Genomic DNA, 24,107 nt, shown 5'->3' with positions numbered 1-24,107 from the left:
CCCTTATGGGCGTTCCTGCCGGGGCTTCTGCAGGGGCGGTGCGGGGGCTGAGGGAGTGTTCCAGCCGGCCAGTATCTGCAGTGACCGGGCGGTGGGTGAGTCGGGTTCGGCGTTGTAGAGGCAGAGGGTCTGATCCGCGTCGCCAGGAGGCTGGAGGCATTCGTAGGAGAAGTGCAGGTCGCCGACGAGAGGGTGGTGGTAGTGCTTGGCGCCGTGGGTGCGTCGCAGGACCCGGTGGTCGTTCCACCAGGTGCTGAACTCGGGCGAGCGCACGGTCAGCTCGCCCACGAGGTCGGTGAGCCGGCGGTCATGGGGGTACCGGCCGGCTTCCAGGCGCAGGATGGCGACGGTCTCCGCCGCGATGCGATCCCAGTCGCCGGTGCGTTCGCGGGCCTGGGGATCCAGAAGGTAGTAGCGGGCGAGGTTGCGCTGGGTGGCCGGCAGGGCGTCGAAGTCGGTGAGGACGGCGCGGGCGAGGTGGTTGGAGGCCAGGACGTCGGTGCGCCGCCCGAGGATGAAGGCCGGCCGGTGGTCGAGGGCCTGGAGTGTCAGGTGGAGTCCGGGCCGTACGCGCTGTGGGCTCGTCGCGGTCCGGCGGGCGGCCGAGGGCCGGGCGAGGAGGTCGCAGAGGTGCTCGCGCTCGGCTGCATCCAGCCGCAGCGCGTCGGCGAGCGCGGCGAGGACTTCGGGTGAGGGGTTGGAGGCGCGGCCCTGTTCGAGGCGCGTGTAGTACTCGGTGCTCACCCCGGCCAGACGGGCCGCTTCCTCACGGCGCAGTCCCGGGACCCGGCGCGCTCGCCCGTCGCTGGGCAGCCCGGCCTCGTTGGGGGTGATCCGGGCCCGGCGGGTGCGCAGGAAGTCGGAGATCTCGCTGCTGCGATCCATGCCCCCAGTCTGGCCCCGGCGTCCGCGGCCGCGGACCGGCTGGGTGGTCCTGGCGGTACCTGCCTCGCCAGAGCCGCTTCGGCGCCCTGCGAGTGGGTGACGCAGTGGTGTCCTGGATGAGGGAGCACGGCCACCAGGCCGTGCTCCCTGTCCCGAAGCCCTCTCGTTTCCGGAAGGTACGTTTCCATGGCTACTGCACCTGTCCAGCCCCTCGACGACCGGGTCGCCGTGATCACCGGTGCCTCCAGCGGTATCGGCGAGGCATCCGCCGAGCACCTGGCCTCACTGGGCGCGACGGTCGTCGTCCTCGCCCGCCGCGCGGAGCGGCTGCAGGACCTGGTCGCCCGCATCGAGAAGAACGGCGGGAGCGCGCTGGCGATCACCGCCGACGTCACCGACGCCGCAGCCGTACAGGCTGCCGCCGACCGGGTGGAAGCCGAGCTCGGCGGCGCGGACCTGCTGTTCAACAACGCCGGAATCATGCTCCCGGCCCCGATCGAGGAGCTGCGCATCGGCCAGTGGCAGCACCAGATCGACCTGAATATCAGCGGGCTGATGAACGTCATCGGCGCGTTCGTTCCGCAGCTGGTCAAGAACGCCGGCGAACGCGGCGCGGCCGACCTGATCAATACGGCCTCGATCGCCGCGCAGAACATCTTCCCGAACTTCGCCGTTTACTCAGGCACCAAGGCATATGTCACCCACCTGTCCCGGCACCTGCGGACCGAACTCGGGCCGAAGCACGTCCGGGTCGCCGCGATCGAGCCCGGCATCGTCGGCACCGAACTCCAGAACCACGTCACCGACACCGGCGCACTCGAATGGCTCGACGGATCGAAGGAGACCATGGACTGGCTCACCCCGCAGGACATCGCCCAGACCATCGGATTCATCGCCACCCTGCCTCCGCGGGTGAACCTCCAGCAGGTCACCATCATGCCCACCGGCCAAACAAGCTGACCTGCGGCCCCACCTCATCGCGGACCCCGGTCTGCCACAGGACGAAGTCCGGTGTTCGCGACGGCACAACACAGCAACCGGGGCGGACGGCACTCGGCGCCAGGGCGGATAGCTGCGGACCTCCGTGGTCAGGCTGATTCTCCACCGAACCAGACCTGCTCGGGGGTCATGCCGGGGCCACTCCAGCTACATCACCCTGCGGGGCGCGTGGGCCGAGCGCTGTCGCCCGGATGGACAGATCCAGATCGAGGCGGCTGCGCACGTCGAGCTCGAACCGGCCGTAGATCTCTGTACGGCCGGTTCGAGCTCGACAGGCACAGTCGTCTCGGCCTGGACCTGACAGCCCGGTCGGCGACGGTGCCCGGCCCACGCACCCGCGAGGACGAGACCGCTGCGGCTCCGGCCCACCGAAGGTCTGTTGGGCGGAATACTCTGTTGGTATGAGCGAACGAGGAATGCAGGAGCTGGCTCTGCTGCTGCTGACGGCGCTGGCGAATGCCCCTCGGCACGGGTACGCCATCGCCCAGGAGGTCAAGACCATCACCGACGGCCGCGTCACGCCGCGTACCGGGGCGCTCTACGGGGCGCTGGACAGGCTGCTGGCGGAGGGTTTGATCCAGGTGGAGCGTGAGGAGGTGGTGGACGGCCGGGCTCGTCGTGTCTTCTCTCTCGCTCCTGCCGGGCGGGAGCGGCTGGAGGCCGAGGCGGAGCGGCTGGCCGCGACCGTCCGGGAGGTCAGGCGGCGTCTGGCCGACGGCGCGGCGGCGCCTGCGTGAGCGATCCCCTCGTCCGTCTGTATCCGGCTGCGTACCGGGCTGCTTACGGGCAGGAAATCGTCGATGTGCACCGGGAGATGACGGCGGACATGCCGCGTCCGGCCCGGCTGCGTGCGGATGCCGACCTGGCCGCGCACGCCCTGCGGGTTCGGCTGGGGCTTGACTCGGCGTCGCCTGCGGGGCGTTTCTTCGCCCTGGCTGCCCCGTTCGCGCTGGCGGCTGGTGCGGTGGACGGTGGGTTGCGCCTGACGCGCTGGTACGCAGGGCTTGTTCTCTCGCCGGCCCCGGTACAGGTACAGCTCTCCACCGTGGATGGTGCGTGGAGCCTGCACATGCTGCTCTCACTGCTGGTGTGCGTCGGCGCGGTCATCGCCTTGACCGGCCGGTGGGGGCCGGGTGCGGGGGTGGCCGTGTGCGGGCTGCTGGGGACGGCCGTGCAGTGGGCCGCCGGCGCACGCGTGTACGACGAGGGGGCCATCACTCCGGTCGCGGCGTTGCTGACCGTCGCCGTCGTCCTCGCCTGCCCTCCGGATCGACGCGGTGACAGGCGACTGTCGGCGGCGACCGGCGCCATGGCTGCCGCGGGGTGGTTTCCCGTCGCCGTCGTGAATACAGGGGCCTACACGGGGGCCTTCGGTGTGACCACGGACTACGGCGCCTGGCCGATGCTGGTCCTCGCCTTCACGGGGGCCGTCCTCGCCCTCCGCGCGCGTTCCTCAGGTCTGCTTGAGATGGGCGCGATGGCCGTGGCCTCTCCGCCGCTGGTCGCCTACTCCTACGCGACTGTCTGGGGCGATCCCTGGCCCGTCCTCGGCACCCTTCTCCTGCTGCCGGTCGTGGCCGCGCTCACGGCGTTCTTCCAGGCGGTGCGCCGCCGAAGCTGACCCCGCCTTTACTTTCCGGCGGGCCGCCCGCCAACGGGCGGCCGGCTTTGCCGTGCCGCCATGTGTCTTGCCTGGCGGCTTCCTCACGCTGGCAGCACACCGTGACCCGCGCACCTTGCGATAGTCCGTTGAGATGAATACTCTCTCCGGTGTTCCATCCGTGAGTGCTGTCTGGGCCAGCCGTGCGATCTCGTAGCCCCAGCGAAAGAGCGCGCGGTGCGGCATGCAGTGACCTCCGCCCGTCCCTTCCGAGCAGAGAAGATCATCCAGTTGCCGTTCACCGTGTCCCACCCCGCAGCAGTGCTGCCGCTGATGCGCCGGCCCTTCGTTCCGGCGTCTCTGGTCGCGGGTGCCGTGGCACCCGACGTCCCGTACTTCCTGGACGTCCTCGGCGTGTCCGAGACCAGCCCCCAGGACTGGTACGGGCCGCTCCTCAACGCCACGGAGACCCACTCGCTCAGTGCGGGCCTGGTGGTCAATCTGCCCCTTGCCATCGCTCTGGTCGCCGCCTACCGGATGCTGCGCGCGCCGATCACAGCACTGCTCCCGTCCGGCCTCCGCCTTCCGGAACCCGAGCGGACAACCGGCATGCCGGCCAAGGTCCGCCACACCATATGGCTACTGGTCTCCGCCCTGATCGGTATCGCCTCCCACCTCGCGTGGGACTCCTTCACCCACGGCTTCCTGGTCACCCACGTGCAGCCGCTGCGCGCCTCGGCCCTGGGAGGCTTGACGGTCGCCCGGCTGCTGCAGTACGCGAGCACCGCCTTCGGCCTGGCGGCCGTCGGCCGGCATCTTTGGCGGCGCCGAGGCCGTCTGCGCACCCACGGCGGCACCGACACCGTTGCCCGCCTGAGTCCGGTCATACGGTGGAGCGTGGTCACTCTGCTGGTTGCGGCACCCGTGCTGGGCGGCGCCGTCAACACCCGTAACGACTTCAACGCCTACCGCTATGTGACCGAAGTGGACTACAGCCAACCGACTACCGTCGACCTGGGCGACGGCGCGAGCGAGACCACCTATCCCTCCCAGACGGTTCGAGCTCCGTGGGGGACCCTCGCCGAAGGCGTGTTGACCGGGGCCGCCAAGAGAGCGGGCGCGTCGTTCACGGTCGCACTGCTGCTGTACTCCGCCACCTGGCAGATCGGCGCTGCCTCGCGCCGGCCAGCGACGGTGTCCGGCCCCGCCACTTCGCCGCAACCGACTCAGGACGGGAAGTGACGGCGCTCGGCAGACGCTTTCCGCGCCCTGACCGCCAAGGTGCCTGGTTCAACCCCGGCGACGGGCAGCGGGATCGCGCTGCGCGACGTGCCGGGCGACCGCGTCGACGCCGGGGCGGGCGTACGTACCGTTCCAGGGAGCGGACGGAGGCGTGGCGGGAGCGTGCGAGCAGCATGTGGGGGTGGAGGTGCCGCCCTCGGCGTCGTGTGTCAGGGCGCTGTGGCGGAGACGGTGACGTGTCCAGCCGTCCATCTCGCCCGCCCGCGCCGCCGCCAGCTCGGCCAGCGCCTCCGGCAGCGCCGGGTCGTCGATCGCGGCGACGGGTAAGACGGGCGGCTTCGCGCCCCGGCGAGCCCTGGAGGAAAGAGTGCTGATTTCGGCGGGTGGTGCCGCCGACGGAGATGAAGCGTCCGCAGGGCGGGGGCCGGCGGCGGGCAGGTGACCGCGACGTCTTGGCCGCGATCATCTTCGTGGCCACCTCCGGCTGCACCTGGCGGCAGTTGCCACCGGTGGTCGGTCCCGCCCGGCCGACGGTCTACCGCCGTTTCGCACGATGGAGCCGGGACCGTGTGCGGGCCCGGCTCCATCGTGTCGTCCTCGACGAACTCGGGCTCCGAGGCGAGCTGGGTTGGTCCCGGAGTGCGATCGACTCTGTGAGTGTCCGGGCAGCGGAAGGGGGTATCTGACCGGACCGAATCTTGCGGGCGCGGATGATGGCGGCGTGCAGGCCGCGCAAGGGCGTGCCCGCATCCGCAGCGAGAAGGGCATCCGCTGGGGCGGACGTCCTCTCAAGGCGGCCTGACCATGAACAGCAGGGCGATGACATCGATCCAGCTCGTCTACGAGACCCACGCGACCAGTGCGGGGCGCGGTTGGACCTTCCCGGCCGACCTGTTGGACGTTCACCACCGAGCCGTACGGAATCCTTCCCTGCGCCACCTGGCTTGATTAGTTTCCGGGCTGAACGACACGACTCGGGAGGCTCGCTTGACCACGGACATTTCACGGCGCCGGCTCTTCGCGCTCGGCGGCGGTGCACTCGGCGTCGCGACTGCGGGGTCGCTGCTTCCGCCGTCGCTGCAGGTCGCGATTGCCGCGCAGCCGGCACATGCGGCGGGGTCCGGTGGCGGTGACGGGCTCGGAGCCATCAAGCATGTGGTGATCCTGATGCAGGAGAACCGTTCCTTCGACCATTACTTCGGGATGCTCCGGGGAGTGCGCGGCTTCGGCGACCGCAACGCCGTCGAGCTGCCCTCCGGCAAGCCGGTCTTCGAGCAGCCCGCTCTGCTGGGCACGTCCGTGCTGCCGTTCCCGGTGCGGGGCGCTGCCGAGACGCAGAAGAAGGACCTCCAGTACATCGGCGCGCTCGACCACTCCTGGAGCGGTGGCGGGACGGCATGGGCCGGGGGGTGGATGAACGGCTGGGTGACTGCGAAGACGGCCGCCACCATGGCGTACTACGACCGCCGCGACATCCCGCTGCACTACGAACTGGCCGACACCTTCACGGTCTGCGACGCCTACCACTCCTCCATCCACACCTCGACCAGCCCCAACCGCAACCACCTGTGGAGCGGGAAGACGGGCAACGAGGCGAACGGCAAGCGGGCCGTCGGGAACGACGCGTACAACGAGGACACGCACCCGGGGTACGACTGGGGCACGTACGCGGAGCGGCTGGAGAAAGCCGGGCGCAGCTGGCGTACGTACACCGAGTGGGAGAACTTCACCGACAACCAGATCGAGTTCTTCGCCGCCTTCAAGGCGATCGCCCGCAAGGCGCTGTCGAAGAGCGGCGGCCATACATACATGGAGTCGTTCTACTCGGCGGTACGGGACGCGGACGCCACGGAGCGGGAGCGGCTGTTCGGTCTGCTCGAAGAGGGTGTCGCCACCCTGGACAAGGCTGAGCGCAGCCTCTTCGAGCGTGCGTTGCGCCGGGTGGAGACCGGAAAGCTGGCCGATGAGTTCGCCAAGGACGTGGCGGCGGGCACGCTGCCCGAGGTCTCCTATCTGGTGCCGTCGGCCGTCGACTCCGAGCACCCGAGCGTCTCCTCGCCGATCCACAGCGCGACGATCGTCTACAAGGTCCTGGACGCGCTGGGCAAGCACCCCGATGTGTGGCGGCACACCGCCGTCCTCATCAACTACGACGAGAACGACGGCTTCTTCGACCACGTGCCGCCGCCGATCGCACCGCCCGAGGTGGCCGAGGAGCAGTGGGAGGGCAAGCCCACCGGTCTCGGGATCCGGGTGCCGCTGCTCGTCGTGTCGCCGTGGACCGTGGGCGGCTACGTCTGCTCCGAGGTCTTCGACCACACCTCTGTGATCCGCTTCCTGGAGCGCTGGACCGGCGTGAAGGAACCGAACATCAGCGACTGGCGGCGCACCGCCACCGGCGATCTGACCTCGGCCTTCGACTTCGAGCGGGCGCGGCGCCGGCCCAAGGTCGAGCAGCCCGGTGCCATCACGCCGTTCAGCGGGCGCTGGGCGCCGGAACCGCCGCTCGTGCAGCACATGCCCGTACAGGAGTCCGGGGTCCGCCCGGCCCGCGCGCTGCCGTACCAGCCGGACGCCCAGGCGAAGCTGGTGGACGGGGCGGTGCAGGTGGCCCTGAGCAACACGGGGCGTTCCTCCGCGCACTTCGCGCTGTATCCGTACGCGGGGGAGTTCCCCGTACCGCAGCACCGGGATGTAAGGGGCACGGCGCAATGGACGGTGCCCCTTACCGGTGCGGCGTACCGGTTCACGGTGACAGGCCCGAACGGCTTCCGGCGCGAGTTCGCCGGGCCCGCGAAGGACAGCGCTTCTGCCGGGGCCGAGGTCGCCTCGCGGATTGACGCACATGAGCGGGATCTGCATCTCACCCTGCACAACACGGGGCGGACGACGCTCACCTTCGCCGTACGGCCGCTGGGCTACGTCGAGGCGGCCGACCTGCGGGACTGGACCAGGGCCGTCAAGGTCAAGCCGGGACGCAGCCGTACGGTCGTGCACTCGGCGGCCGACGCACACGGCTGGTACGACCTGTCCGTCACCGTCAACGGGGACGATGCCTTCCGGCGACGGCTGATGGGGCACATCGAGAACGGCCGGGCGAGCGTCTCCGGCTGACGGGCCGCCCGGCGCGCCCGGTATTACGTACGGGAGTTCGGCGCCCACCGGAACCGCCGCGGCGCGGTCGGCGTTTCCTTGATCATGACTGAACTGATCGAGAGGTGGGCCGGAGATCCGGCAAGCAAGACGCCACCGCGACGTGGAAGGAGACCTACGGACACCACCACTGATGGGCTTCGTCGGCCACGGACGCGGTGACACCGTAGAGCCGGTGGCCTCCCTGCTACGGCACGGGGACCCAAGCATCTTGCGCTTGCGGAAGACCTGCGCTGCGATGGTGCGAACTGGCTCGGCGGATCGTCATCGATCCAGTTCCTGACTGCCCGCCGGCTGCCATGTGGACAGCCACCGCGGCATGGAGTCGGCATCCATCTACGCAACTCACCATCTGGTGCTCCAGGACGAGATGCTGCCGAGCAAAAAATTCCTCACAGTACTGACGCGGGAGGTTCGCTCCGGTCCAACGTGCCGCTCGTCCCTGTACGCGGGTTAACCGAAGCGGTCGCGACCGGTGTCGAGCGGAAGCGCGTCCGGCGCGGCGGGTGCCGGGGCGGGGTTGGTGCGGAGCGTGAGCCAAGCGATGACCGCACCGGCCGCAGCGATGGCGGCGGCGCCCACGAAAGCGGCCGAGAAGCCGTCGGTCAGGGCGACGGGATTACCGAGTTCCTTCGCTCCGTAGGCGGAGGACACGGCGGTCATCGCGGCGAGGCCGAGGGCCGAGCCGACCTGATAGCTGGTGTTGACCATACCGGAGGCGAGACCGCCTTCCTCGGGACGCGCGCTGGAAAGCGCGGTGCCGAGGGAAGTGAGACCGCCACTCCAGGGCCTGCGGGGCGCTGCGGTGGCAGCTACCTGCCGAGGGCAGACATCGCGATCCGGCCGTCACTTCACGTGCGGACCGGGGACCTGCGGCGCCCCCCGGGCCGTGCGTCGCCGCTTTCGCGCCAGCCGCGCCATGGAAGTACGCATCCACGGAAGTACGCATCCGCCGTTCGCGCCGCCGCACCCTGGAGGGTCACGAGTCACTCGCCGTCCAGGCACGGCCGGTCGGCGGGTGACTCGTGACACAGTGCGACGCACGTCATTGTGCAACTTGTTGCACAATGACGTTTCGGTGGTCTAGAACTGGCTCAACGACACTGCGCGAGGAGCCGCCCCATGAGCCCGTACCCGCATCTCCTGAGCCCGCTCGACCTCGGGTTCACCACCCTCCCGAACCGGGTCCTGATGGGATCGATGCACATCGGTCTGGAGGAGGTCGAGCACGGTTTCGAGCGCATGGCCGCGTTCTACGCCGCCCGCGCCCGCGGCGGCGTGGGCCTCATGGTCACCGGCGGCATCGCCCCGAACGAACGCGGCTGCACGTTCCCCGGCGGCGCCAAGATGACCACCGAGGCGGAGGCGGCGCAGCACGCGCAGGTCACCTCGGCCGTACACGCGGCCGGCGGCCGGATCGCCATGCAGATACTGCATTTCGGGCGTTACGCGCATCACCCCGGCCTGGTGGCACCGAGCGCGGTCCAGGCTCCGATCAGCGCGTTCACCCCGCACGCGCTCAGCGACGACGAGGTCGAGTCGACCATCGAGGACTTCGTCACGGCGGCCGCGCTGGCGCAGCTCGCGGGGTACGACGGCGTCGAGATCATGGGCTCCGAGGGCTACTTGATCAATGAGTTCATCGCCGCGGCCACCAATCACCGTGACGACCGCTGGGGTGGCTCGTTCGAGAACCGCATCCGCTTCCCCGTCGAGATCGTGCGCCGGGTCCGTGAGCGGGTCGGCAGCGACTTCATTCTGATCTACCGGCTCTCGATGCTGGACCTGGTGCCCGGCGGGTCGTCGCTGGAGGAGGTCGTGCGGCTCGCCCGGGAGATCGAGGCGGCCGGGGCGACGATCATCAACACCGGCATCGGCTGGCACGAGGCGCGGATCCCCACCATCGCGACGTCGGTGCCTCGCGGCGCCTTCACCTGGGTCACCGAGAAGGTGCGCGGCGCCGTCTCCGTACCGCTGGTGACGAGCAACCGGATCAATACCCCGGAGGTCGCCGAGGAGATCCTGGCGGCAGGCCGCGCGGACATGGTGTCGATGGCGCGGCCTTTCCTCGCCGACCCGGACTTCGTCGTGAAGGCGAGTGAGGGCCGCGCGGATGCCATCAACACCTGCATCGGCTGCAACCAGGCCTGCCTGGATCACATCTTCAGCGGCCAGGTCACCTCATGTCTGGTCAATCCGCGGGCCTGCCACGAGACGGAACTCACGCTGTCACCGACCAGGACCCGCAAGCGGGTCGCTGTCGTCGGCGCCGGTCCCGCGGGGCTCGCCTGCGCGGTGACGGCGGCCGAGCGAGGCCACGCGGTGACGCTCTTCGACGCCGCCGACGAGATCGGCGGGCAGCTCAATGTGGCGCGCCGGGTGCCCGGCAAGGAGGAGTTCAACGAGACGCTGCGCTACTTCCGCACCCGTCTGGCGGAGGAGAAGGTCGAGCTCCGGCTCGGCACACCGGTCATCGCCCGGCAGCTCGACGGCTTCGACGAGATCGTCCTGGCTACCGGGGTCACGCCCCGCACCCCCGCGATTCCGGGCGTCGACCATCCCAGTGTGGTCAGCTACCTCGACGTCCTGCGCCACGGGGCGCCGGTGGGCGACCGGGTCGCCCTCGTCGGGGCGGGCGGGATCGGTTTCGACGTGGCCGAGTTCCTGACCGACGGCGGGGACGGGGCGAGCCTGGATCCCGAGGCGTTCTTCCGGCAGTGGGGTGTCGACACCGAGTACCGGGAGCGGGGCGGACTGGGCACCGCCGAGCGCCCGAAGTCGCCGCGCACGGTCCATCTGCTCCAGCGCAGGGCGAGTAAGGTCGGCGCGGGTCTCGGCAGGACGACGGGGTGGATCCACCGCACCGAACTCCGGCACCGCGGCGTCACCATGCTGGCGGGCGTGGTCTACGACCGGATCGACGACGACGGGCTGCACGTCACCATCGACGGCGAGCAGCATCTGCTGCCGGTCGACACGGTGGTGCTCTGCGCGGGTCAGGAACCCCGACGGGACCTGTACGAGGAACTGCTCGCCGCGGGCCGCCCCGCGCATCTGATCGGCGGCGCGGACCTCGCGGCCGAGCTGGACGCCAAGAGGGCGATCCGCCAGGGCACTGAACTCGCCGCCGCACTCTGACCGAACGCCCTACGACGCGGGCCGCGGGCCCGTGTCGTGGGGCCGCTCGCCCGGCCGTCCTTAGGATGCACCCCATGTCACTCCCGCACGCGATCCTCACCGCCCTGCTCGAAAAGCCTTCGTCGGGGCTGGAGCTGACCCGCAGGTTCGACCGGTCGATCGGCTACTTCTGGTCGGCCACGCACCAGCAGATCTACCGCGAGCTGGGAAAGCTGGAACAGGCCGGGCAGATCAGGGCACTCGTGCCGGCGCAGCCCGCCCGGGGGCAGAAGAAGGAGTACGAGGTGCTGTCGGCGGGCCGCGAGGCGCTGTCCGTCTGGGTGGCCCGCCCGGAGGACCCGAAGCAGGTCCGCGACCCACTGCTGCTGCGGATGCGGGCGGCGGCAGTCGTCGGCGCACCCGGCCTGGATACGGAACTGCGCAGGCATCTGGCGCTGCACCGACAGCAGCTCGCGGAGTATCTGGCGATCGAGGAGCGGGACTTCCCGCCGGAGCGCAGCGCGGCGCAGGACCGGCTGCGGCATCTGGTGCTGCGGGGCGGCATCGATCTGGAGAACTTCTGGATCGGCTGGCTGACCAGTGCGTTGGCCGACGACGCCGTCACGGCCGCGCGCGAGCCGGAGTAGGCCGGGCAGGCGGGGCGGGAGTGGTTCCTGGGATTTCGCGTGCACGGCGGCCCTGATACCGCCGAGTGGCTGCGGTCCTTCTCCGGCTCGCCAACGGCCGGCAGCCCCGAGCAGGCCTCGCGGTACCCACAGCGCAGGCGGCGGGACAACGCCGCGCCAGACACGTCGACTTGCCGTCCACCGTGGGCGAGCACATCGAGCCGCTCGCACAATGCCGGGCTGGGGCGCAGCATCCGATCGTCCGGGCGCCCCGGTCCGAAACCCTCGACGTGCCCAGGGACATGGGCCGCCTGCAAGGGGCGGCGGATCATGGAGGTACCGTGTCCGGACTTGAGTTCGAGCTGGCTGTGGCGGCCGCACGAGGAGACAAAACAATGAATGAGAACACGCTGTCCGCACCGCATCCCGCGAGCGCGCACCCCGCCCGTGTGTACAACGTCTGGCTGGGCGGGAAGGACCACTATCCGGTGGATCAGGAGGCGGCAGAGCTGGCCGCCCTGGCGAACCCGACGATCGTTCCGTCGGTCCGGGCCAACCGTGCCTTCCTCGGCCGCGCCGTACGCCACCTGACCGGGGTCGGGGTCCGTCAGTTCCTCGACATCGGTACGGGGATTCCCGCTGCGGCGAACACCCACGAGGTGGCGCAACAGGCCGCCCCCGAATCACGCGTTGTCTACGTCGACAACGACCCGATCGTGCTCTCCCACGCGCGGGCGCTCCTGGTCAGCGGTCCCGAGGGGCAGACCGACTATGTGCAGGCCGATGTGCGGGACGTGGACACGATCCTCGAAGCGGCCTCCCGGAACCTGGATCTCGACCAGCCGGTCGGCCTCATGCTCGTGGCGGTCCTCCAGTACATCAAGGACACCGAGGACCCCTGGGACATCACTCGCCGGCTGCTGGACCGCCTTGCCCCGGGCAGTCACCTTGTGCTGTCGCATCCGGCCGCCGACGTCACCGCTCCCGAGGTCGCGGAATCGATGCGGATCTACAACGAGCGCGCCGCCAACCACGCCTCGGCCACGCCCCGCATCCACTCAGAGGTGCGTCGTTTCTGCGAAGGCCTGGAAATCCTGGAACCGGGGGTGGTCACGCTGACTCGCTGGCACCCGGGCCCGGACGACACCCCGGACGATACCCTGCCCATGTGGTGTGCCGTGGCCCGCAAGGCGTAACCGGTGAATTCCCTGCCGCCAAATACCGGGCCTTGCAGGTGAATTGGCGCCGGACCGTCGGAGCTCCCCGTAGCTCGGCGGTCTGAGGCCACCGCGTCCGGCCTGTGGGGGGACGACGGCACCGACCAGGACCTCCATGACCTGCCGACGCAGCAGGTCATGGGGGTGCCTCCCTCGCTTTCGGTAATGCAAGAGGTCAGCCGACGGCACCGAGGATCGGCGCCCAGGTGGGACCGGTGAGTGCGGCCACCGCCTGCTCCTGGGAGAGCGGGGGTGCGTCACGGGTCGGCTTCGGCGTGTTTCCGCCACCGAGGTCGCCGCCGGTGTTCCACTGCACCATCTGAAGCTGGGCGCCGGTCGACTTCAGCGTCACCGTCGTCGTCCAGCGGTGAACGATGTCGGAGTCGGGGACAGGGTCGGCACCCGTCGGCTGCCTCACCGGCAGGCGGTTCGGTCGACCCGGGAACCCCCCGCGGCCTTCCGCGACACGCGTCAGGACCGGCCGGCCCTGATCCTGCGGACGTGTCCGTGTTCCGTGCGGAGCACACGCGGGGTCCTGATGACCACCCGCGACGGTGCGGGGGGAGCGGGCGCGGGCCCGGCCGCAGTGGCGGCCTTGACGCCGGGTGCCGCCCCGGCCTGCGCGTGGCTGAGCAGGAAGACTCCGCGTACGGCGGCGGCCGCGCCCAGCAGCGCCGCGACCAGGCTGATCGTCCCGCCCTGCAGGCGCTCCCCCAGCAGGGCCAGGCCGATGGCCGCCGCGGCGCGGTCGGGCAGAACTGTCCGGCTCCCGATCTGCGGGCCTGCTACCGGCGAACATCACCCGGTGCCCCTTTGCTGACGAAGCGGTGTCAAGGCGGCATGGACCGGTCCACGCCATATCGATACGCCAGTGTACCGATACGGGAACGTATCGGAACGCTCTCGTATCGGTACACTGGCGTATCGATGGACCTCGTCGCAGAGTCGCAAAGTCGCAGAGAGGGAACGCGCATGTCGCCGCAGGAAGCCGGGCAGGAGGCGGCCCCCGTGTCGCGCCGCTCGAAGATCACGCCGGAACGGGCACAGGAGCTCTTCACGGCAGTCCTCGACATGCTCAGGGAGAGTGGCTACGAGTCACTCACCATGGAGGGTGTCGCCTCCCGGTCCCGCTGCGGCAAGTCGACGCTCTACCGCCAGTGGGGCTCCAAGCCGGAGCTGGTCGTCGCGGCACTGCACGGCACCCGGCGCGGACTGCTGCCGGGGATCGACACGGGCACGCTGAGGGGAGACCTGCGCGAGGCGGCGAAGGTCATCGGCGAGGGTTCCGGACGTGACACGCCTCTGATGCTGGCCCTGAGCCATGCCGCTCTCCACAGCCCCGAGCTGCTGTGCGCGATGCGCGAAGCGCTGATCCTGCCGGAGCTCGCGGCGATCGACGCCATGGTCAGACGTGGCGTGGAGCGCGGCGAAGTGGCGGCGGACAACCCGGCCGTGGAATTCGTCTCCGCGCAGTTGCTGGGCGTGATGCGCGCCCGGCCCCTGCTGGAGGGGGGCTACGCCGACGAGACCTTCCTCGTCCGCTTCGTGGAGAGCGCCGTCCTTCCCGCACTCGGCCTGGACGCCCCCGCGTCCAGGTCCTGACAGACGTGGGCCGTCGTTCCAGCGGATGACGACGGCTCGCCCGCGCCGCACCGTGGGGACGGGGGCGGCGCACCGTCCGGGCGGCCGGTGACTTCTTCGGAAGTCACCGGCCGCCCGCGTTCGTAGCACCGGCCCCGTCGGCACCCGCCGCCCACACTCCCCCTTTTCGTCCTCTTGACGATAGGACGCGGCCTCTATTATCGTCTCAGTGACGAAAACAAGGGGGTTCCATCATGGCCGACATCACCAGGCGCTTCGGCTGGCGCCATCTGCGCTCCGCGCCCACGGCTCACATCCGCCACCACAAGCGCGGCCGGCTCGCGCACGACGGGGCGGGGCTGAGCTTCTGGTACCGGTCGCTCAGCGCCGCACTCTCCGAGGTGCCGGTCAACGACCGCGAACTGGCCATGGCGTTCCACGCCCGCACCGCCGATTTCCAGGACGTCACCGTGCAGGCCACCGTGACGTACCGCATCAGCGATCCGGCCGAGGCCGCCGCGCGCCTGGACTTCTCCGTCGACCCGGACTCCGGCGCCTGGCGCGGCGCACCGCTGGAGCAGATCGCGACGCTGCTCACCGAAACGGCCCAGCAGCACACCCTGGACGTGCTGGCCCGCACCCCGCTGGCCGGTGCGCTGGTCGACGGCGTCGCCACGGTGCGCGAACGGGTCGCCGCGGGCCTGGCCGACGAGCCCCGGCTGCCCGCCACCGGAATCGAGGTGGTGGCGGTGCGCGTCGTCGCCATCCGGCCCGAGGCCGAGGTGGAACGGGCCCTGCGCACCCCCGCCCGCGAGCAGATCCAGCAGGAGGCCGACCGGGCGACGTACGAGCGGCGGGCCGTGGCCGTCGAGCGCGAGCGGACCATCGCCGAGAACGAGCTCGCCAGTCAGATCGAACTCGCCCGCCGCGAGGAGCAGCTGGTCGAGCAGCGCGGCACCAACACCCGGCGCGAGGCCGAGGAGAACGCGGCGGCCGACGGCGTACGCGCCGAGGCCGAGGCGGCGCGCAAGGTCCGCCTCGCCCGCGCCGAGGCCGAATCGGCGCGTGAGGTCGGCGCGGCCCGCGCCGAGTCCCAGGCGGCCTGGCTCCGGGTGCACGGAGAGGTGGAGGCCGCGACCCTGCACGCGCTGGCCGCCACCCGGCTCGCCGAGAACCTGCCGCGCATCGACAGCCTCACCCTCTCCCCCGACGTCCTCACCGGCCTGCTCACCAAGCTCGGCCGGCCCGCTCCGGACACCCGGGAATGAGCCTGGCCCCGAGAGCGGTTCTGGTCCACCGCACCACCGAGTACGAGGAGTTGCTCGCCCGGCACGGCACCCATGGCCAGGCGGCGTTCTTCCTGACGAGCCGGGGCCGGTCCATCGAGGAGGTCGCCCGGCGGCACGAGCGGACCCGGCGGGCACTCGCCGATGTGGCGGCGGCCGTTCCGTTGCAGTGGCGCCGGTCCCGGGTGGAGCGCCAGGATCTGGACCGGTTCCTGTTCGCACCCGAGGACGTGGTGGTCGTCGTCGGCCAGGACGGCCTGGTCGCCAACGCCGCCAAGTACCTCTCCGGCCAGCCGGTCGTCGGCATCGACACCGATCCCGGACGCAATCCGGGAGTCCTGGTCCGCCACCGGCCCGCCGACGCCGCCGCGCTGCTGCGCGCGGCCGTGTCCCCGGGCAGTGCGGCGGACGAGCTCACCATGGTCGAGGCGGTGGCCGACGACACCCAGCGGCTGCTGGCCCTCAACGAGATCTACCTGGGGCCGCCGGGGCACCAGACGGCCCGCTACCGGCTCGGCCCCGACGTGGCGGACTCCCCCACCGAACCGCAGGCCTCCTCCGGTGTCCTGGTCGGCACCGGCACCGGCGCCACCGGCTGGCTGCGCTCCCTGTGGCAGGAGCGCCGCAGCCCGCTCACGCTGCCGGGGCCCACCGACTCCCGGTTGCTCTGGTTCGTCCGGGAGGCCTGGCCGTCGCCGGTCACCGGGACCTCGCTGGTCTCGGGCGAGCTGGGCCGCGGGCAGGGGCTGCGGCTGACCGTGGAATCCGACCGGGTGGTGGTCTTCGGCGACGGAATGGAGTCGGACGCACTGGAGTTGACATGGGGTCAGACCGTACGGTTCGGCATCTCACCCACGTCGCTGCGGCTGACGGTGTGACCAGCCACCCCCGGGGCGGCGCTCCGGGAAGAGCCGGGGCGAACGTGGCCGCCGCCGAGGTGTCCGCCGCGGTGTCCGCCGCGGCTCGCCGTAGGCTCGACGCCTCGCACCGGTCACCGACCGCCGATCACTCCGAGGAGCAACCAATGGACCGCGACCCGGCGCAGATCCCCGCCCGCAACTCCCGGCCGCCACTGGCCCAGGCCGCGTTGGGCGTGGGAGTGATCGTGCAGGACGCACAGGGGCGCATCCTGCTCGGCCGGCACCACAGCGGCACCTGGGAACTGCCCGGCGGGAAGGTCGATCCGACGCACGAGTCCATCGCGGCGGCGGCGGTGCGGGAGCTCCGGGAGGAGACGGGGCTGGAGGTCGCCGAGCGCGACATGAGCATCTTCTCGATGCTGCACGACGCGGTCGGCGGCATCAACCGGGTGACGATGGCCGCACTGGTCGCGGTGGATTCGGGCAGTCCGCAGGTGACCGAACCCCATCTCATCAGCAGCTGGCGGTGGACCCGGCCCGAGGCCCTGCCGACGCCGTTGTTCGACCCATCGGCCCAGATCCTCGCGGCCTGGCGCCCCGATCTCGGCATCGAGCACCCGCCCGTGCACCGACTGGCCGTACTGCCCGAGGATACGCAGGTGAACCCCTAAATCATTTATTCATTTGCCTAGGGGTCATAGGCAGAGTTAGCGTCGGTTGCATGAAGGCCGTGACCGAGCAGGACATCCGCACATCGTTCGTCAACTGCTCCAAGGGGGAAGCCAAGCGTCTGCCGCTCCCCCGCGATTTCGAGGACCTGCCGTGGGAGGACCTGGACTTCCTCGGCTGGCGTGACCTTTCCGCTCCCGGGCGCAGCTACATCGTCACCGAGCACGACGGCCGGCCGGCGGGCATCACGCTCCGCTTCCCCTCCCAGCAGCGCGGCTTTCTGCACCGCAGCATGTGCTCGCTCTGTCTGACCACGCACCCGGGCAGCGGGGTTTCCCTGATGACCGCCCGCAAGGCCGGGCCGGCAGGGCGCGAGGGCAATTCGGTCGGCCTGTACATGTGCACCGATCTGGCCTGCTCGCTCTACGTCCGGGGGAAGAAGGCCGTGGCCGCCGGTGCCCGCTTCCAGGAGTCGTTGACGGTGGAGGAGCAGATCGCCCGCACCTCGGCCAATCTCTCCGCGTTCGTGGCCAAGCTCTTCAGCTGAGCCAGGGTGCGCAGGGGTGGCCAGGGACGGACGGCCGGGCCCGCCCCCGGCGTCCGGATGCCGGGGCGGGCCGTGCTGGTCAGCGGATGTCGGTCTCCACCCGGGAGGGGACCAGCCGCGTCCCGTCGGCCAGCCGGAACTCCAGTGTGACCGGGTGCGACCCGGCCGCCGCGTCCGCGGTGGCCCGTCCGGCGACCCGCGCGGTGGCGCCCCGGGTGCCGCGCACCTTCAGCGTGCCGCTCGACGGCTCCAGGACGACGCCGTCGGGCGCGGTGGCCGTCCAGTGGACGGTGTGGCCGGCGAAGTCGACGTCCTGGGCCTCCACGTCGAACGGCACCGGGTCACCGGCCCGTTCGAGCACCAGGAACCCCGGATCACCGAACCCGAGCGCGGGGCTCGCGTAGGTGTCGACCACATCCTGGCGGATCCGGGCGTCGTCGTAGGGTGACTGGCCGTCCGGACCGTTCCAGCGCCCCCATGCCAGCATGTTGGGCAGGCAGATGCCGTTGAACCGGTCGCGGTGCACGAGTGCCCGGTACTCCCGGCGTGCGGCGTCCAGTTCGGCGCTGCCGGCCGGTGCCAGTCCGATCCTCATGTCGGCCAGAGCAATGTCGAGATTGCGGGTCAGTCGGTCCAGCAGGGTGCGCGGCGCGGGCTCCTTCGTCCGGCCTGCCACCTCCTGGAGAGCCGCCCGCGCCTGCCCGTAGTTCGTGGTGAGCACGCCGGGCCCATGGGCGCCGGGGTCCAGGCGCGTCAGGTCGTGGTAGCGCCGCATCGCGTCGGCCCCGCCCGGTCCCCGGCGGGCGGTGGACCGCGGGTGTCATGCCTTCGTCGTCGCCGTCTCGCCGTGGACGTAGCGGCCGCCGCGGAGCAGCGAGACGACTGCGGCCACCAGGCACGCCGCGATGGCGAAGTCGAAGGCGACGGAGAGGCCCTGCTCGAACGGTTCGGAGATCAGCTTCGGGAAGAACGCCCGTCCGGTGAGGTAGTCGGCGTGGCTGATGGGCAGACGCGCCAGTGATTCCGGGCCAAGCAGATTGCGCACCGGCCGTAGGTGATGCCGGACAGTACGGCGATCAGGCCGACCGCGAAGGTCAGGTTCCCCCACCGGTCGAGCCGGGCCGGGGTGCGGACTCCGGTGTCGTGCAGCTTCAGATAGGCCCAGACGGTTCCGAACAGGCCGATCGGCACGGAGACCAGGAACACCAGATGCCAGTCGAAGGGGCCGAGCAGCCCACCCAGCACCAGTCCCATGAACGACCCCGCGACGGCTGCGACCTGATTGAGCCCCAGAGCGAGACCGCGCTGCCGGGGCGGGAAGGCGTCGGTGAGGATGGCGTTCGAGTTCGCCATCAGCATCGCTCCACCGACTCCCTGGAGTACCCGCATCCCGATCAGCCACAGGGCGCCGGCCGTGCCGTGCATCCAGGTCACCGAGAGCAGTACGGAGAACACCGTGAAGACCGCGAACCCCAGGTTGTACATCCTGACCCGGCCGTACATGTCGCCCAGCCGGCCGGAGCTCACCACCAGGACCGCGGTGACGACCATGTAGCTCATGATCAGCCAGAGCAGCAGACTCGTGTTGCCCGGCTGCAGGGGGTCCACTCCGATGCCGCGGAAGATGTCCGGCAGAGCGATGAGGATGATCGAGAGGTTGATCGTCGCGATCAGCACACCCAGCGTGGTGTTCGACAGGGCGATCCACTTGTAGCCCGGACCCGGCGGATTCCGGGCGTCGCTGGGGAGTACGGCTCTGCTGCGCATAGGCCCATCCCACCCATCGGAGGTACCTCGGCCGCGTCGGGGGCCAAGCTATTCCCCGGCCTTGTGGACGGCCAGTTCGGATGGTCCGGTGAAGCGCCCTGGGCGATCCCGCCCACCTGTGACGGTGATACGGAATCGCCCGGCCGCGCTCCGGTCAGACGCGGTCGGCCGCGATGAGGAGGTACTGGAAGGACCCGTCCCTGTAGGAGTTGATGAACGCGTCCTCGATTCCCGTGACCAGCGAGGACGTAGCCCGCAACTCCCAGTAGGGCAGGGTGTCGGGAGTGAGGTCGATGACGGCCTGCGGCACGAGGCGGTTGTCGGCCATGGCCCGGAGGTATTCCCGGCGCGAGTGGATGTTGCACTCGAAGTGCGCGTTGATCTGCGAGACCCACTTCGAAGGCTGGCCGTACCGCGGGTTCCAGCAGCCGGTGATGGTCACGTAGCGACCGCCGACCTCAAGGATGCGGGAGTGTTCGGCGAAGAGGTCGTGGAGGTCGACGTACATGCTCGACTCGTTGTTCCACGATGCCGCGACCGACCCGGTCTCGAACGGCATGGCGAGCATATTGCAGACGCGGGCGCGGACATGGTCCTGCAAACTGAGCTCATGGGCACGCCCGTTGGCGAAGTCGGCCTGCTTGGCCGACAGCGTGACACCTTCGACCTTGCATCCGAAGCGCTGGTGCGCCATCACCATCGACCCGCCGCGGCCGCAGCCGGCGTCCACCAGGGTGTCGTCACGCTTGATGTCACCGAGGTTCCCCAGGAGGAACTCGGCCTGCGCCGACTCCAGTCGGTGGAGCTCGGAGATCAGCCTCTTCTCGCTCGCACTGTCCTCGGTGTCGCCGAGTGCGGAGTGGTCGACCTCACCGATGCCGTAGTGGTGGTGGTAGAGGCCGTCGACATCGCCGAGACGCAGGTTCACCGGCCTGGCCTCCCCGTCCCAGTAGCGGGCGATATCCCCCTGGTAGGGCGTCGCCGGGCGGGGGATGCGCACGGAGGTAGAGGTGGGGGCGGTGGTGAGTTCGGTGTTGGTCACGGATGAGTCCATTCTCTTACCAGAAGTCGGGCAGGCTGTAGCGATAGGTGTTGGACTGGTGCCAGTGGTGATTGCCGTCCACCCAAGCGGCCACGCCCCGCAGGAAGCGCTGCACGCTCAGTACGGGGCAGGCGACGGCCAGGTCTGCGGCCGCGGTCTCGAAGTCGCGCATGAGCTCGTTGTGAATATCGACCGACTTCAGATAGGCATCCCGGTCGGTGAGTCCCTCACGCTCGGAAATCACGACGGGCAGGTTCAGGTGCCGGCCCGGAGCGTCGAGTTCCTTGGTGTACGAGTACAAGTCGTTCACGATGGTCGTGGCGTTCCCCGCCAGAGCGATGACTTTCTGCATGGCTGCCTGGGCGTGCAGGTCCGCCGGGAGTTCGTAGCCGCCGACGGTGTCGGTAATGGTGGGACAGGGGCGGAAGTTGTTGAACTGACGCATCGCCAGGTACTCCCACACCTCCGGAACGTGCTCCGACTGGGCCCAGGCCGCTTCGGCGAGGTATCCCAGGTGCAGCCGGGCCATGTCGTGCCGGAGCCGGTCCGCCTGGGAGGGGCCCGCCGCTCGTACGAAGTACTCCATGGCGGAGCGGTAGGCGCGCCGGGGCGCGTCCGCGTGGAGCGACTTCGCCCATCCCGGCTGGTACTCCTCCGCCGTATGCAGGGGGTCAAGGGCGGTGTGCGCCAGCAGCAGCCGCTCGCCCAGGCCGATGGGTGACCCACCGTGGTCCTCGCAGTAGCAGTCGTCCACCGCGTTCTCCGCCACCATCAGGCGTGTGGCGAGCATCAGGTGATCGACGGTGGGCGCGTCAGGATGGCAACCGACCATGTAGCGGCCCACGGAGAAGCCGTCGAACTCCTCCTCCCAGTCGTCGGGATACAGGGCGACCTCGTCCAATGCCCAGGACTTGATCCTTCGGCTGACCTCCTCGACCCGTACCGGGTCGGGTTCGGGAATCGGGTGGTAGTAGAGGCCAGGGATCGGGATTCCCTCCGCCGGGGCGGCAGCCGGCGTCGGGGTCTCCTCCCGCAGGATCATGCGCAGGCTCCCCGTGCCCAGGCCATCGGGTCCGCGCAGGATCCGTTCCAGGCCGGCGCTCGCTGCCGACGTCTTGACTGCCGGTGCGCCGGGGATGGGCAGGGTGGGCGCGGACATCGCAGGCGGGGCGGGCAGGGAGGGCACGCGGGGTGCGCCGCCGGTGGCGGCCTTGATGTCGCGGGCGCGGGCCGAGGCAGCGTCGAGAATGTGCGCCCCGAAGTGGGAAGCGGCCTCGGGCAGGCTCGACTGCGGAGGTGGCAGCTCAGGCGCGGGCATCCATGGCTCCTTGGTGGGGTGGGCGGCTGTTCGAAGGCTTCCGGGCGCGCGAGGCCGCCCCTGGCGGTCCGGGGCGTCGCACCACGCCGAGCGGGCCGGTCCCGCTACTTGGGCCAGCGGGCGATCTGCACGTTCTCCAGCACGCCGACCGCGTCCGGCACGAGGATGGCGGCGGAGTAGTAGGTGGTGACGAGGTAGGACGTGATCGCCTTCTCGTCAAGTCCCATGAAACGGACCGAAAGACCCGGTTCGTACTCGTCCGGCAGGCCGGTCTGGTGCAGCCCGATGACACCCTGGTTCTCCTCGCCGGTACGCATGACGAGGATTGAGCTGGTCTTCTCCGGTGTGACGGGGATCTTGTTGCAGGGGAGGATCGGGACCCCGCGCCAGGCCGGCACCTGCTGACCGCCGAGGTCCACGTGGTCCGGATAGAGCCCGCGCGAGTTGAACTCGCGCCCGATCGCCGCGATCGTCCGGGGGTGCGCGAGGAAGAACTTGGAACCGCGGCGACGACAAAGCAGTTCGTCCAGGTCGTCCGGGGTGGGCGGCCCGGAGTGCGTCTGGATGCGCTGCTTGAAGTCGGCGTTGTGGAGCAGGCCGAACTCCCGGTTGTTGATCAGCTCGTGCTCCTGGCGCTCGCGCAGCGCCTCAATGGTGAGCCTGAGCTGTTCCTCGGTCTGGTTCATCGGACCGTTGTAGAGGTCGGCGACCCTCGTGTGGATCCGCAGGATGGTCTGGGCGACCGAGAGTTCGTACTCGCGCGGATTCAGTTCGTAGTCGGCGAACGCGCCGGGCAGCTCGTGCTCGCCGACGTGGCCGGCCGACATGGCGATCTCCGCCTCGCCGCGATGGTTCTGACGCCGGTCGGAACGCGATGCGAACGCTTCGAGGTGTCCTCGGAGACTCGGCGCCGTGGACGCCACGGCCGCGAAGTCGGCGCGCGACAGGGTGAGCAGCGTGCCGGCGGTCTCGGCGGTGGCGGTGTGCTCCCACCGGGCGTCCTCGTCCAGCAGGGCGTGCTCTCCCAAGCGGTCGCCGTCCGCGAGCACGTCCAGATGGACCTCGTCGCCGTAGTTGCCGACGGAGGTCCGACCGATGCGGCCGTGGGCGATCAGGTGGAGCTGATCGGCGGGTGCCCCTCGCTCGACCAGCGCCTCACCGATCCGGAACTCGCGCTGGACGCACCGGTCGGCGAGGGCGGTCAGCACCTCGATGTCGTCGAAGCCGCGCAGAAAGGCCAGTTCACCCAGCTCCTGGGGGATCACCCGGACGTCGGCGCCGTCCTGGACGAAGTCCACCCTCCCGTCGCCGACCGTGTAGCTCAGGCGACGGTTCACCCGGTACGCCCCGCCCTTGGTTTCCACCCAGGGGAGCATCCGCAGCAGCCAGCGGGAGGTGATCTCCTGCATCTGCGGAGCCGACTTGGTCGTGGTGGCGAGGTTGCGGGCAGCCGCCGTCCCCAGGCTGGATTGCCGGGGCAGTTCCAGCCGCGCGTCCGAGCTTGAGTCAACTGTCATCGGGCAGACACTCCTTGGTCGGGGCGGTGACGCGCATATGCGGACGTCACCGGGCAACAGCACGGAATCGGTGTATACGAAAAGGAATCCGTCCGGATCCAGAGGAACCCTATGGGCCGCCTCGCCCTCCGAACCAAGGAAAGTCGTCGACATTAACTCGATACGATGATCATGTCCGTACGAGGTTTGCCCTGGCACCGACGGAATTCAGCCGCGGTTCGTGGCGCGCGCCCGCAGGCTGTCGATATTGCTTCCGCGGTGCGGGATCGCTGAGTCGCAGAGGGGCAGAAGTGCCGTATCCCCAGACGTTACAAGCGATCGAGCCAGAGCAAACGACTGCCCGCTTCCGCCGACCTCGTTATGCATCAAGATCATTCTCGCAGCATGGCATCAGGCATACGAAAAGATTCGGTCGGGAGACGGCACGGCTGGGGCGATACCCATGAGCACCATGCGGTATTCAGGTGAAGGCGGGCCGCACTCACCCGACTTCGGCATCGGTCTGCTCCAGGCACGCAGTCCGACCGCTCCCACCGCCGCGGCCCTTGTCCGCACCACGTTCCCCGGCGTCTTCACCACCGCGCACGCCTCGAAGACCGACCGGTCACGGTGACTACGGCCGACGAGGTGGCGCCTCAGTCCCGGGCACGACGAGCCGAGAATCGATCTCGGTCCCGGGCA

Annotated in this window: 23 protein-coding genes and 2 pseudogenes; 16 read left to right on the top strand and 9 right to left on the bottom strand. The window is 70.0% G+C overall.

The annotated features are described in order from the left end of the window. Positions 1 to 3: 3 nt before the first annotated feature. Positions 4 to 885, bottom strand: a complete 882-nt coding sequence (locus FHX80_RS28805; RefSeq protein WP_145766865.1) for a helix-turn-helix domain-containing protein — start codon at positions 883 to 885, stop codon at positions 4 to 6. A gap of 186 nt (positions 886 to 1,071) precedes the next feature. Here FHX80_RS28805 and FHX80_RS28800 point away from each other — a divergent pair, with 186 nt between their 5' ends. From FHX80_RS28800 to FHX80_RS28770, 7 genes and pseudogenes are all read left to right on the top strand, one after another. Continuing rightward, the gene (locus tag FHX80_RS28800) at positions 1,072 to 1,845 is read left to right on the top strand and encodes an SDR family oxidoreductase (protein ID WP_145766864.1); all 774 of its coding nucleotides are present in this window, start codon (positions 1,072 to 1,074) and stop codon (positions 1,843 to 1,845) included. 440 nt (positions 1,846 to 2,285) lie between these two features. Continuing rightward, positions 2,286 to 2,621, top strand: a complete 336-nt coding sequence (locus FHX80_RS28795; RefSeq protein WP_145766863.1) for a PadR family transcriptional regulator — start codon at positions 2,286 to 2,288, stop codon at positions 2,619 to 2,621. After that, positions 2,618 to 3,505: a hypothetical protein gene (locus FHX80_RS28790; protein WP_145766862.1), complete on the top strand. Its 888-nt coding sequence runs from the start codon at positions 2,618 to 2,620 to the stop codon at positions 3,503 to 3,505. The genes FHX80_RS28795 and FHX80_RS28790 overlap by 4 nt, the downstream gene beginning before the upstream one ends. A 216-nt stretch (positions 3,506 to 3,721) precedes the next feature. Further along, positions 3,722 to 4,726, top strand: coding sequence for a DUF4184 family protein (locus FHX80_RS28785; RefSeq protein ID WP_208764753.1), 1,005 nt, complete (start codon positions 3,722 to 3,724; stop codon positions 4,724 to 4,726). 383 nt (positions 4,727 to 5,109) lie between these two features. After that, positions 5,110 to 5,423: pseudogene (locus FHX80_RS28775) on the top strand (transposase); the annotation flags it as partial. Between the two features lie 107 nt (positions 5,424 to 5,530). Beyond that, positions 5,531 to 5,674 (top strand): hypothetical protein, encoded by a 144-nt coding sequence (locus FHX80_RS34890; protein WP_167523683.1) that lies wholly within the window; start codon positions 5,531 to 5,533, stop codon positions 5,672 to 5,674. A gap of 39 nt (positions 5,675 to 5,713) precedes the next feature. After that, complete coding sequence (locus tag FHX80_RS28770; RefSeq protein ID WP_145766861.1) at positions 5,714 to 7,840, top strand: phosphocholine-specific phospholipase C; 2,127 nt, start codon at positions 5,714 to 5,716, stop codon at positions 7,838 to 7,840. 492 nt (positions 7,841 to 8,332) lie between these two features. Here FHX80_RS28770 and FHX80_RS28765 read toward each other — a convergent pair whose 3' ends face one another. Continuing rightward, complete coding sequence (locus tag FHX80_RS28765) at positions 8,333 to 8,590, bottom strand: hypothetical protein (RefSeq protein WP_425281696.1); 258 nt, start codon at positions 8,588 to 8,590, stop codon at positions 8,333 to 8,335. Between the two features lie 411 nt (positions 8,591 to 9,001). Between FHX80_RS28765 and FHX80_RS28760 the strand changes: the two genes are divergently transcribed. The 3 genes from FHX80_RS28760 to FHX80_RS28750 all read left to right on the top strand — a co-directional run bounded on the left by FHX80_RS28760 (position 9,002) and on the right by FHX80_RS28750 (position 12,818). Then, positions 9,002 to 11,017 (top strand): NADPH-dependent 2,4-dienoyl-CoA reductase, encoded by a 2,016-nt coding sequence (locus FHX80_RS28760; protein ID WP_145766860.1) that lies wholly within the window; start codon positions 9,002 to 9,004, stop codon positions 11,015 to 11,017. A gap of 74 nt (positions 11,018 to 11,091) precedes the next feature. Further along, positions 11,092 to 11,643 carry a PadR family transcriptional regulator gene (locus FHX80_RS28755; RefSeq protein WP_145766859.1) on the top strand — a complete coding sequence of 184 codons (552 nt, stop codon included), beginning with the start codon at positions 11,092 to 11,094 and terminating at the stop codon, positions 11,641 to 11,643. Between the two features lie 374 nt (positions 11,644 to 12,017). Continuing rightward, on the top strand, positions 12,018 to 12,818 hold the full coding sequence (locus tag FHX80_RS28750; RefSeq protein ID WP_145766858.1) for an SAM-dependent methyltransferase: 801 nt from the start codon (positions 12,018 to 12,020) through the stop codon (positions 12,816 to 12,818). A gap of 196 nt (positions 12,819 to 13,014) precedes the next feature. On the opposite strand, the gene FHX80_RS28745 is transcribed toward FHX80_RS28750, so the two are convergent. Next, complete coding sequence (locus tag FHX80_RS28745) at positions 13,015 to 13,257, bottom strand: hypothetical protein (protein WP_145766857.1); 243 nt, start codon at positions 13,255 to 13,257, stop codon at positions 13,015 to 13,017. A 554-nt stretch (positions 13,258 to 13,811) separates the two neighbouring features. Between FHX80_RS28745 and FHX80_RS28735 the strand changes: the two genes are divergently transcribed. The 5 genes from FHX80_RS28735 (at position 13,812) to FHX80_RS28715 (ending at position 17,782) form a co-directional block, all read left to right on the top strand. After that, positions 13,812 to 14,441, top strand: a complete 630-nt coding sequence (locus tag FHX80_RS28735; RefSeq protein WP_145766856.1) for a TetR/AcrR family transcriptional regulator — start codon at positions 13,812 to 13,814, stop codon at positions 14,439 to 14,441. A 233-nt stretch (positions 14,442 to 14,674) separates the two neighbouring features. Continuing rightward, the gene (locus FHX80_RS28730; protein ID WP_145766855.1) at positions 14,675 to 15,688 is read left to right on the top strand and encodes an SPFH domain-containing protein; all 1,014 of its coding nucleotides are present in this window, start codon (positions 14,675 to 14,677) and stop codon (positions 15,686 to 15,688) included. Beyond that, the gene (locus FHX80_RS28725) at positions 15,685 to 16,584 is read left to right on the top strand and encodes an NAD(+)/NADH kinase (protein ID WP_145766854.1); all 900 of its coding nucleotides are present in this window, start codon (positions 15,685 to 15,687) and stop codon (positions 16,582 to 16,584) included. Before FHX80_RS28730 ends, FHX80_RS28725 begins: the two co-directional genes overlap by 4 nt. A gap of 146 nt (positions 16,585 to 16,730) precedes the next feature. Continuing rightward, entirely contained in the window at positions 16,731 to 17,237 is a 507-nt protein-coding gene (locus tag FHX80_RS28720) for a nucleotide triphosphate diphosphatase NUDT15 (RefSeq protein WP_145766853.1), read from the top strand. A gap of 50 nt (positions 17,238 to 17,287) precedes the next feature. Next, on the top strand, positions 17,288 to 17,782 hold the full coding sequence (locus FHX80_RS28715; protein WP_145766852.1) for an FBP domain-containing protein: 495 nt from the start codon (positions 17,288 to 17,290) through the stop codon (positions 17,780 to 17,782). A 79-nt stretch (positions 17,783 to 17,861) separates the two neighbouring features. Here FHX80_RS28715 and FHX80_RS28710 read toward each other — a convergent pair whose 3' ends face one another. From FHX80_RS28710 to FHX80_RS28685, 6 genes and pseudogenes are all read right to left on the bottom strand, one after another. Next, entirely contained in the window at positions 17,862 to 18,557 is a 696-nt protein-coding gene (locus tag FHX80_RS28710) for a hypothetical protein (RefSeq protein WP_208764752.1), read from the bottom strand. A gap of 45 nt (positions 18,558 to 18,602) precedes the next feature. Then, on the bottom strand, positions 18,603 to 18,827 hold the full coding sequence (locus tag FHX80_RS35275) for a hypothetical protein (RefSeq protein WP_145766851.1): 225 nt from the start codon (positions 18,825 to 18,827) through the stop codon (positions 18,603 to 18,605). Positions 18,828 to 18,829: 2 nt separating this feature from the next. Beyond that, positions 18,830 to 19,549 (bottom strand): annotated as a pseudogene (locus tag FHX80_RS28700) (MFS transporter); the annotation flags it as partial. A gap of 154 nt (positions 19,550 to 19,703) precedes the next feature. Continuing rightward, positions 19,704 to 20,591 (bottom strand): geranyl diphosphate 2-C-methyltransferase, encoded by an 888-nt coding sequence (locus FHX80_RS28695; protein ID WP_145766850.1) that lies wholly within the window; start codon positions 20,589 to 20,591, stop codon positions 19,704 to 19,706. A 16-nt stretch (positions 20,592 to 20,607) separates the two neighbouring features. Beyond that, complete coding sequence (locus FHX80_RS28690; RefSeq protein ID WP_145766849.1) at positions 20,608 to 21,909, bottom strand: family 2 encapsulin nanocompartment cargo protein terpene cyclase; 1,302 nt, start codon at positions 21,907 to 21,909, stop codon at positions 20,608 to 20,610. A gap of 104 nt (positions 21,910 to 22,013) precedes the next feature. Beyond that, complete coding sequence (locus tag FHX80_RS28685) at positions 22,014 to 23,426, bottom strand: family 2B encapsulin nanocompartment shell protein (RefSeq protein WP_145766848.1); 1,413 nt, start codon at positions 23,424 to 23,426, stop codon at positions 22,014 to 22,016. 442 nt (positions 23,427 to 23,868) lie between these two features. On the opposite strand from FHX80_RS28685, the gene FHX80_RS34885 reads away from it, so the two are divergent. Further along, complete coding sequence (locus FHX80_RS34885) at positions 23,869 to 24,039, top strand: hypothetical protein (protein WP_167523681.1); 171 nt, start codon at positions 23,869 to 23,871, stop codon at positions 24,037 to 24,039. Positions 24,040 to 24,107: the final 68 nt, after the last annotated feature.

It is taken from the genome of Streptomyces brevispora (genome assembly GCF_007829885.1).
GTDB classification, from domain to species: Bacteria; Actinomycetota; Actinomycetes; order Streptomycetales; family Streptomycetaceae; genus Streptomyces; species Streptomyces brevispora.
Note: the sequence above shows the minus strand (reverse complement) of the source record. Positions and strands in the feature narration are given on the sequence as shown.

What these genes read in the sequence shown, in the direction of transcription:
- FHX80_RS28765 (WP_425281696.1), bottom strand. Translation starts at nt 8,590, where the DNA reads ATGGTCAACACCAGCTATCAGGTCGGCTCGGCCCTCGGCCTCGCCGCG.
- FHX80_RS28735 (WP_145766856.1), top strand. Translation starts at nt 13,812, where the DNA reads ATGTCGCCGCAGGAAGCCGGGCAGGAGGCGGCCCCCGTGTCGCGCCGC.
- FHX80_RS28760 (WP_145766860.1), top strand. Translation starts at nt 9,002, where the DNA reads ATGAGCCCGTACCCGCATCTCCTGAGCCCGCTCGACCTCGGGTTCACC.
- FHX80_RS28795 (WP_145766863.1), top strand. Translation starts at nt 2,286, where the DNA reads ATGAGCGAACGAGGAATGCAGGAGCTGGCTCTGCTGCTGCTGACGGCG.
- FHX80_RS28720 (WP_145766853.1), top strand. Translation starts at nt 16,731, where the DNA reads ATGGACCGCGACCCGGCGCAGATCCCCGCCCGCAACTCCCGGCCGCCA.
- FHX80_RS28715 (WP_145766852.1), top strand. Translation starts at nt 17,288, where the DNA reads ATGAAGGCCGTGACCGAGCAGGACATCCGCACATCGTTCGTCAACTGC.
- FHX80_RS34885 (WP_167523681.1), top strand. Translation starts at nt 23,869, where the DNA reads ATGAGCACCATGCGGTATTCAGGTGAAGGCGGGCCGCACTCACCCGAC.
- FHX80_RS28725 (WP_145766854.1), top strand. Translation starts at nt 15,685, where the DNA reads ATGAGCCTGGCCCCGAGAGCGGTTCTGGTCCACCGCACCACCGAGTAC.
- FHX80_RS28690 (WP_145766849.1), bottom strand. Translation starts at nt 21,909, where the DNA reads ATGCCCGCGCCTGAGCTGCCACCTCCGCAGTCGAGCCTGCCCGAGGCC.
- FHX80_RS28710 (WP_208764752.1), bottom strand. Translation starts at nt 18,557, where the DNA reads ATGCGGCGCTACCACGACCTGACGCGCCTGGACCCCGGCGCCCATGGG.
- FHX80_RS28685 (WP_145766848.1), bottom strand. Translation starts at nt 23,426, where the DNA reads ATGACAGTTGACTCAAGCTCGGACGCGCGGCTGGAACTGCCCCGGCAA.
- FHX80_RS28800 (WP_145766864.1), top strand. Translation starts at nt 1,072, where the DNA reads ATGGCTACTGCACCTGTCCAGCCCCTCGACGACCGGGTCGCCGTGATC.
- FHX80_RS28755 (WP_145766859.1), top strand. Translation starts at nt 11,092, where the DNA reads ATGTCACTCCCGCACGCGATCCTCACCGCCCTGCTCGAAAAGCCTTCG.
- FHX80_RS28730 (WP_145766855.1), top strand. Translation starts at nt 14,675, where the DNA reads ATGGCCGACATCACCAGGCGCTTCGGCTGGCGCCATCTGCGCTCCGCG.
- FHX80_RS28805 (WP_145766865.1), bottom strand. Translation starts at nt 885, where the DNA reads ATGGATCGCAGCAGCGAGATCTCCGACTTCCTGCGCACCCGCCGGGCC.
- FHX80_RS28750 (WP_145766858.1), top strand. Translation starts at nt 12,018, where the DNA reads ATGAATGAGAACACGCTGTCCGCACCGCATCCCGCGAGCGCGCACCCC.
- FHX80_RS34890 (WP_167523683.1), top strand. Translation starts at nt 5,531, where the DNA reads ATGAACAGCAGGGCGATGACATCGATCCAGCTCGTCTACGAGACCCAC.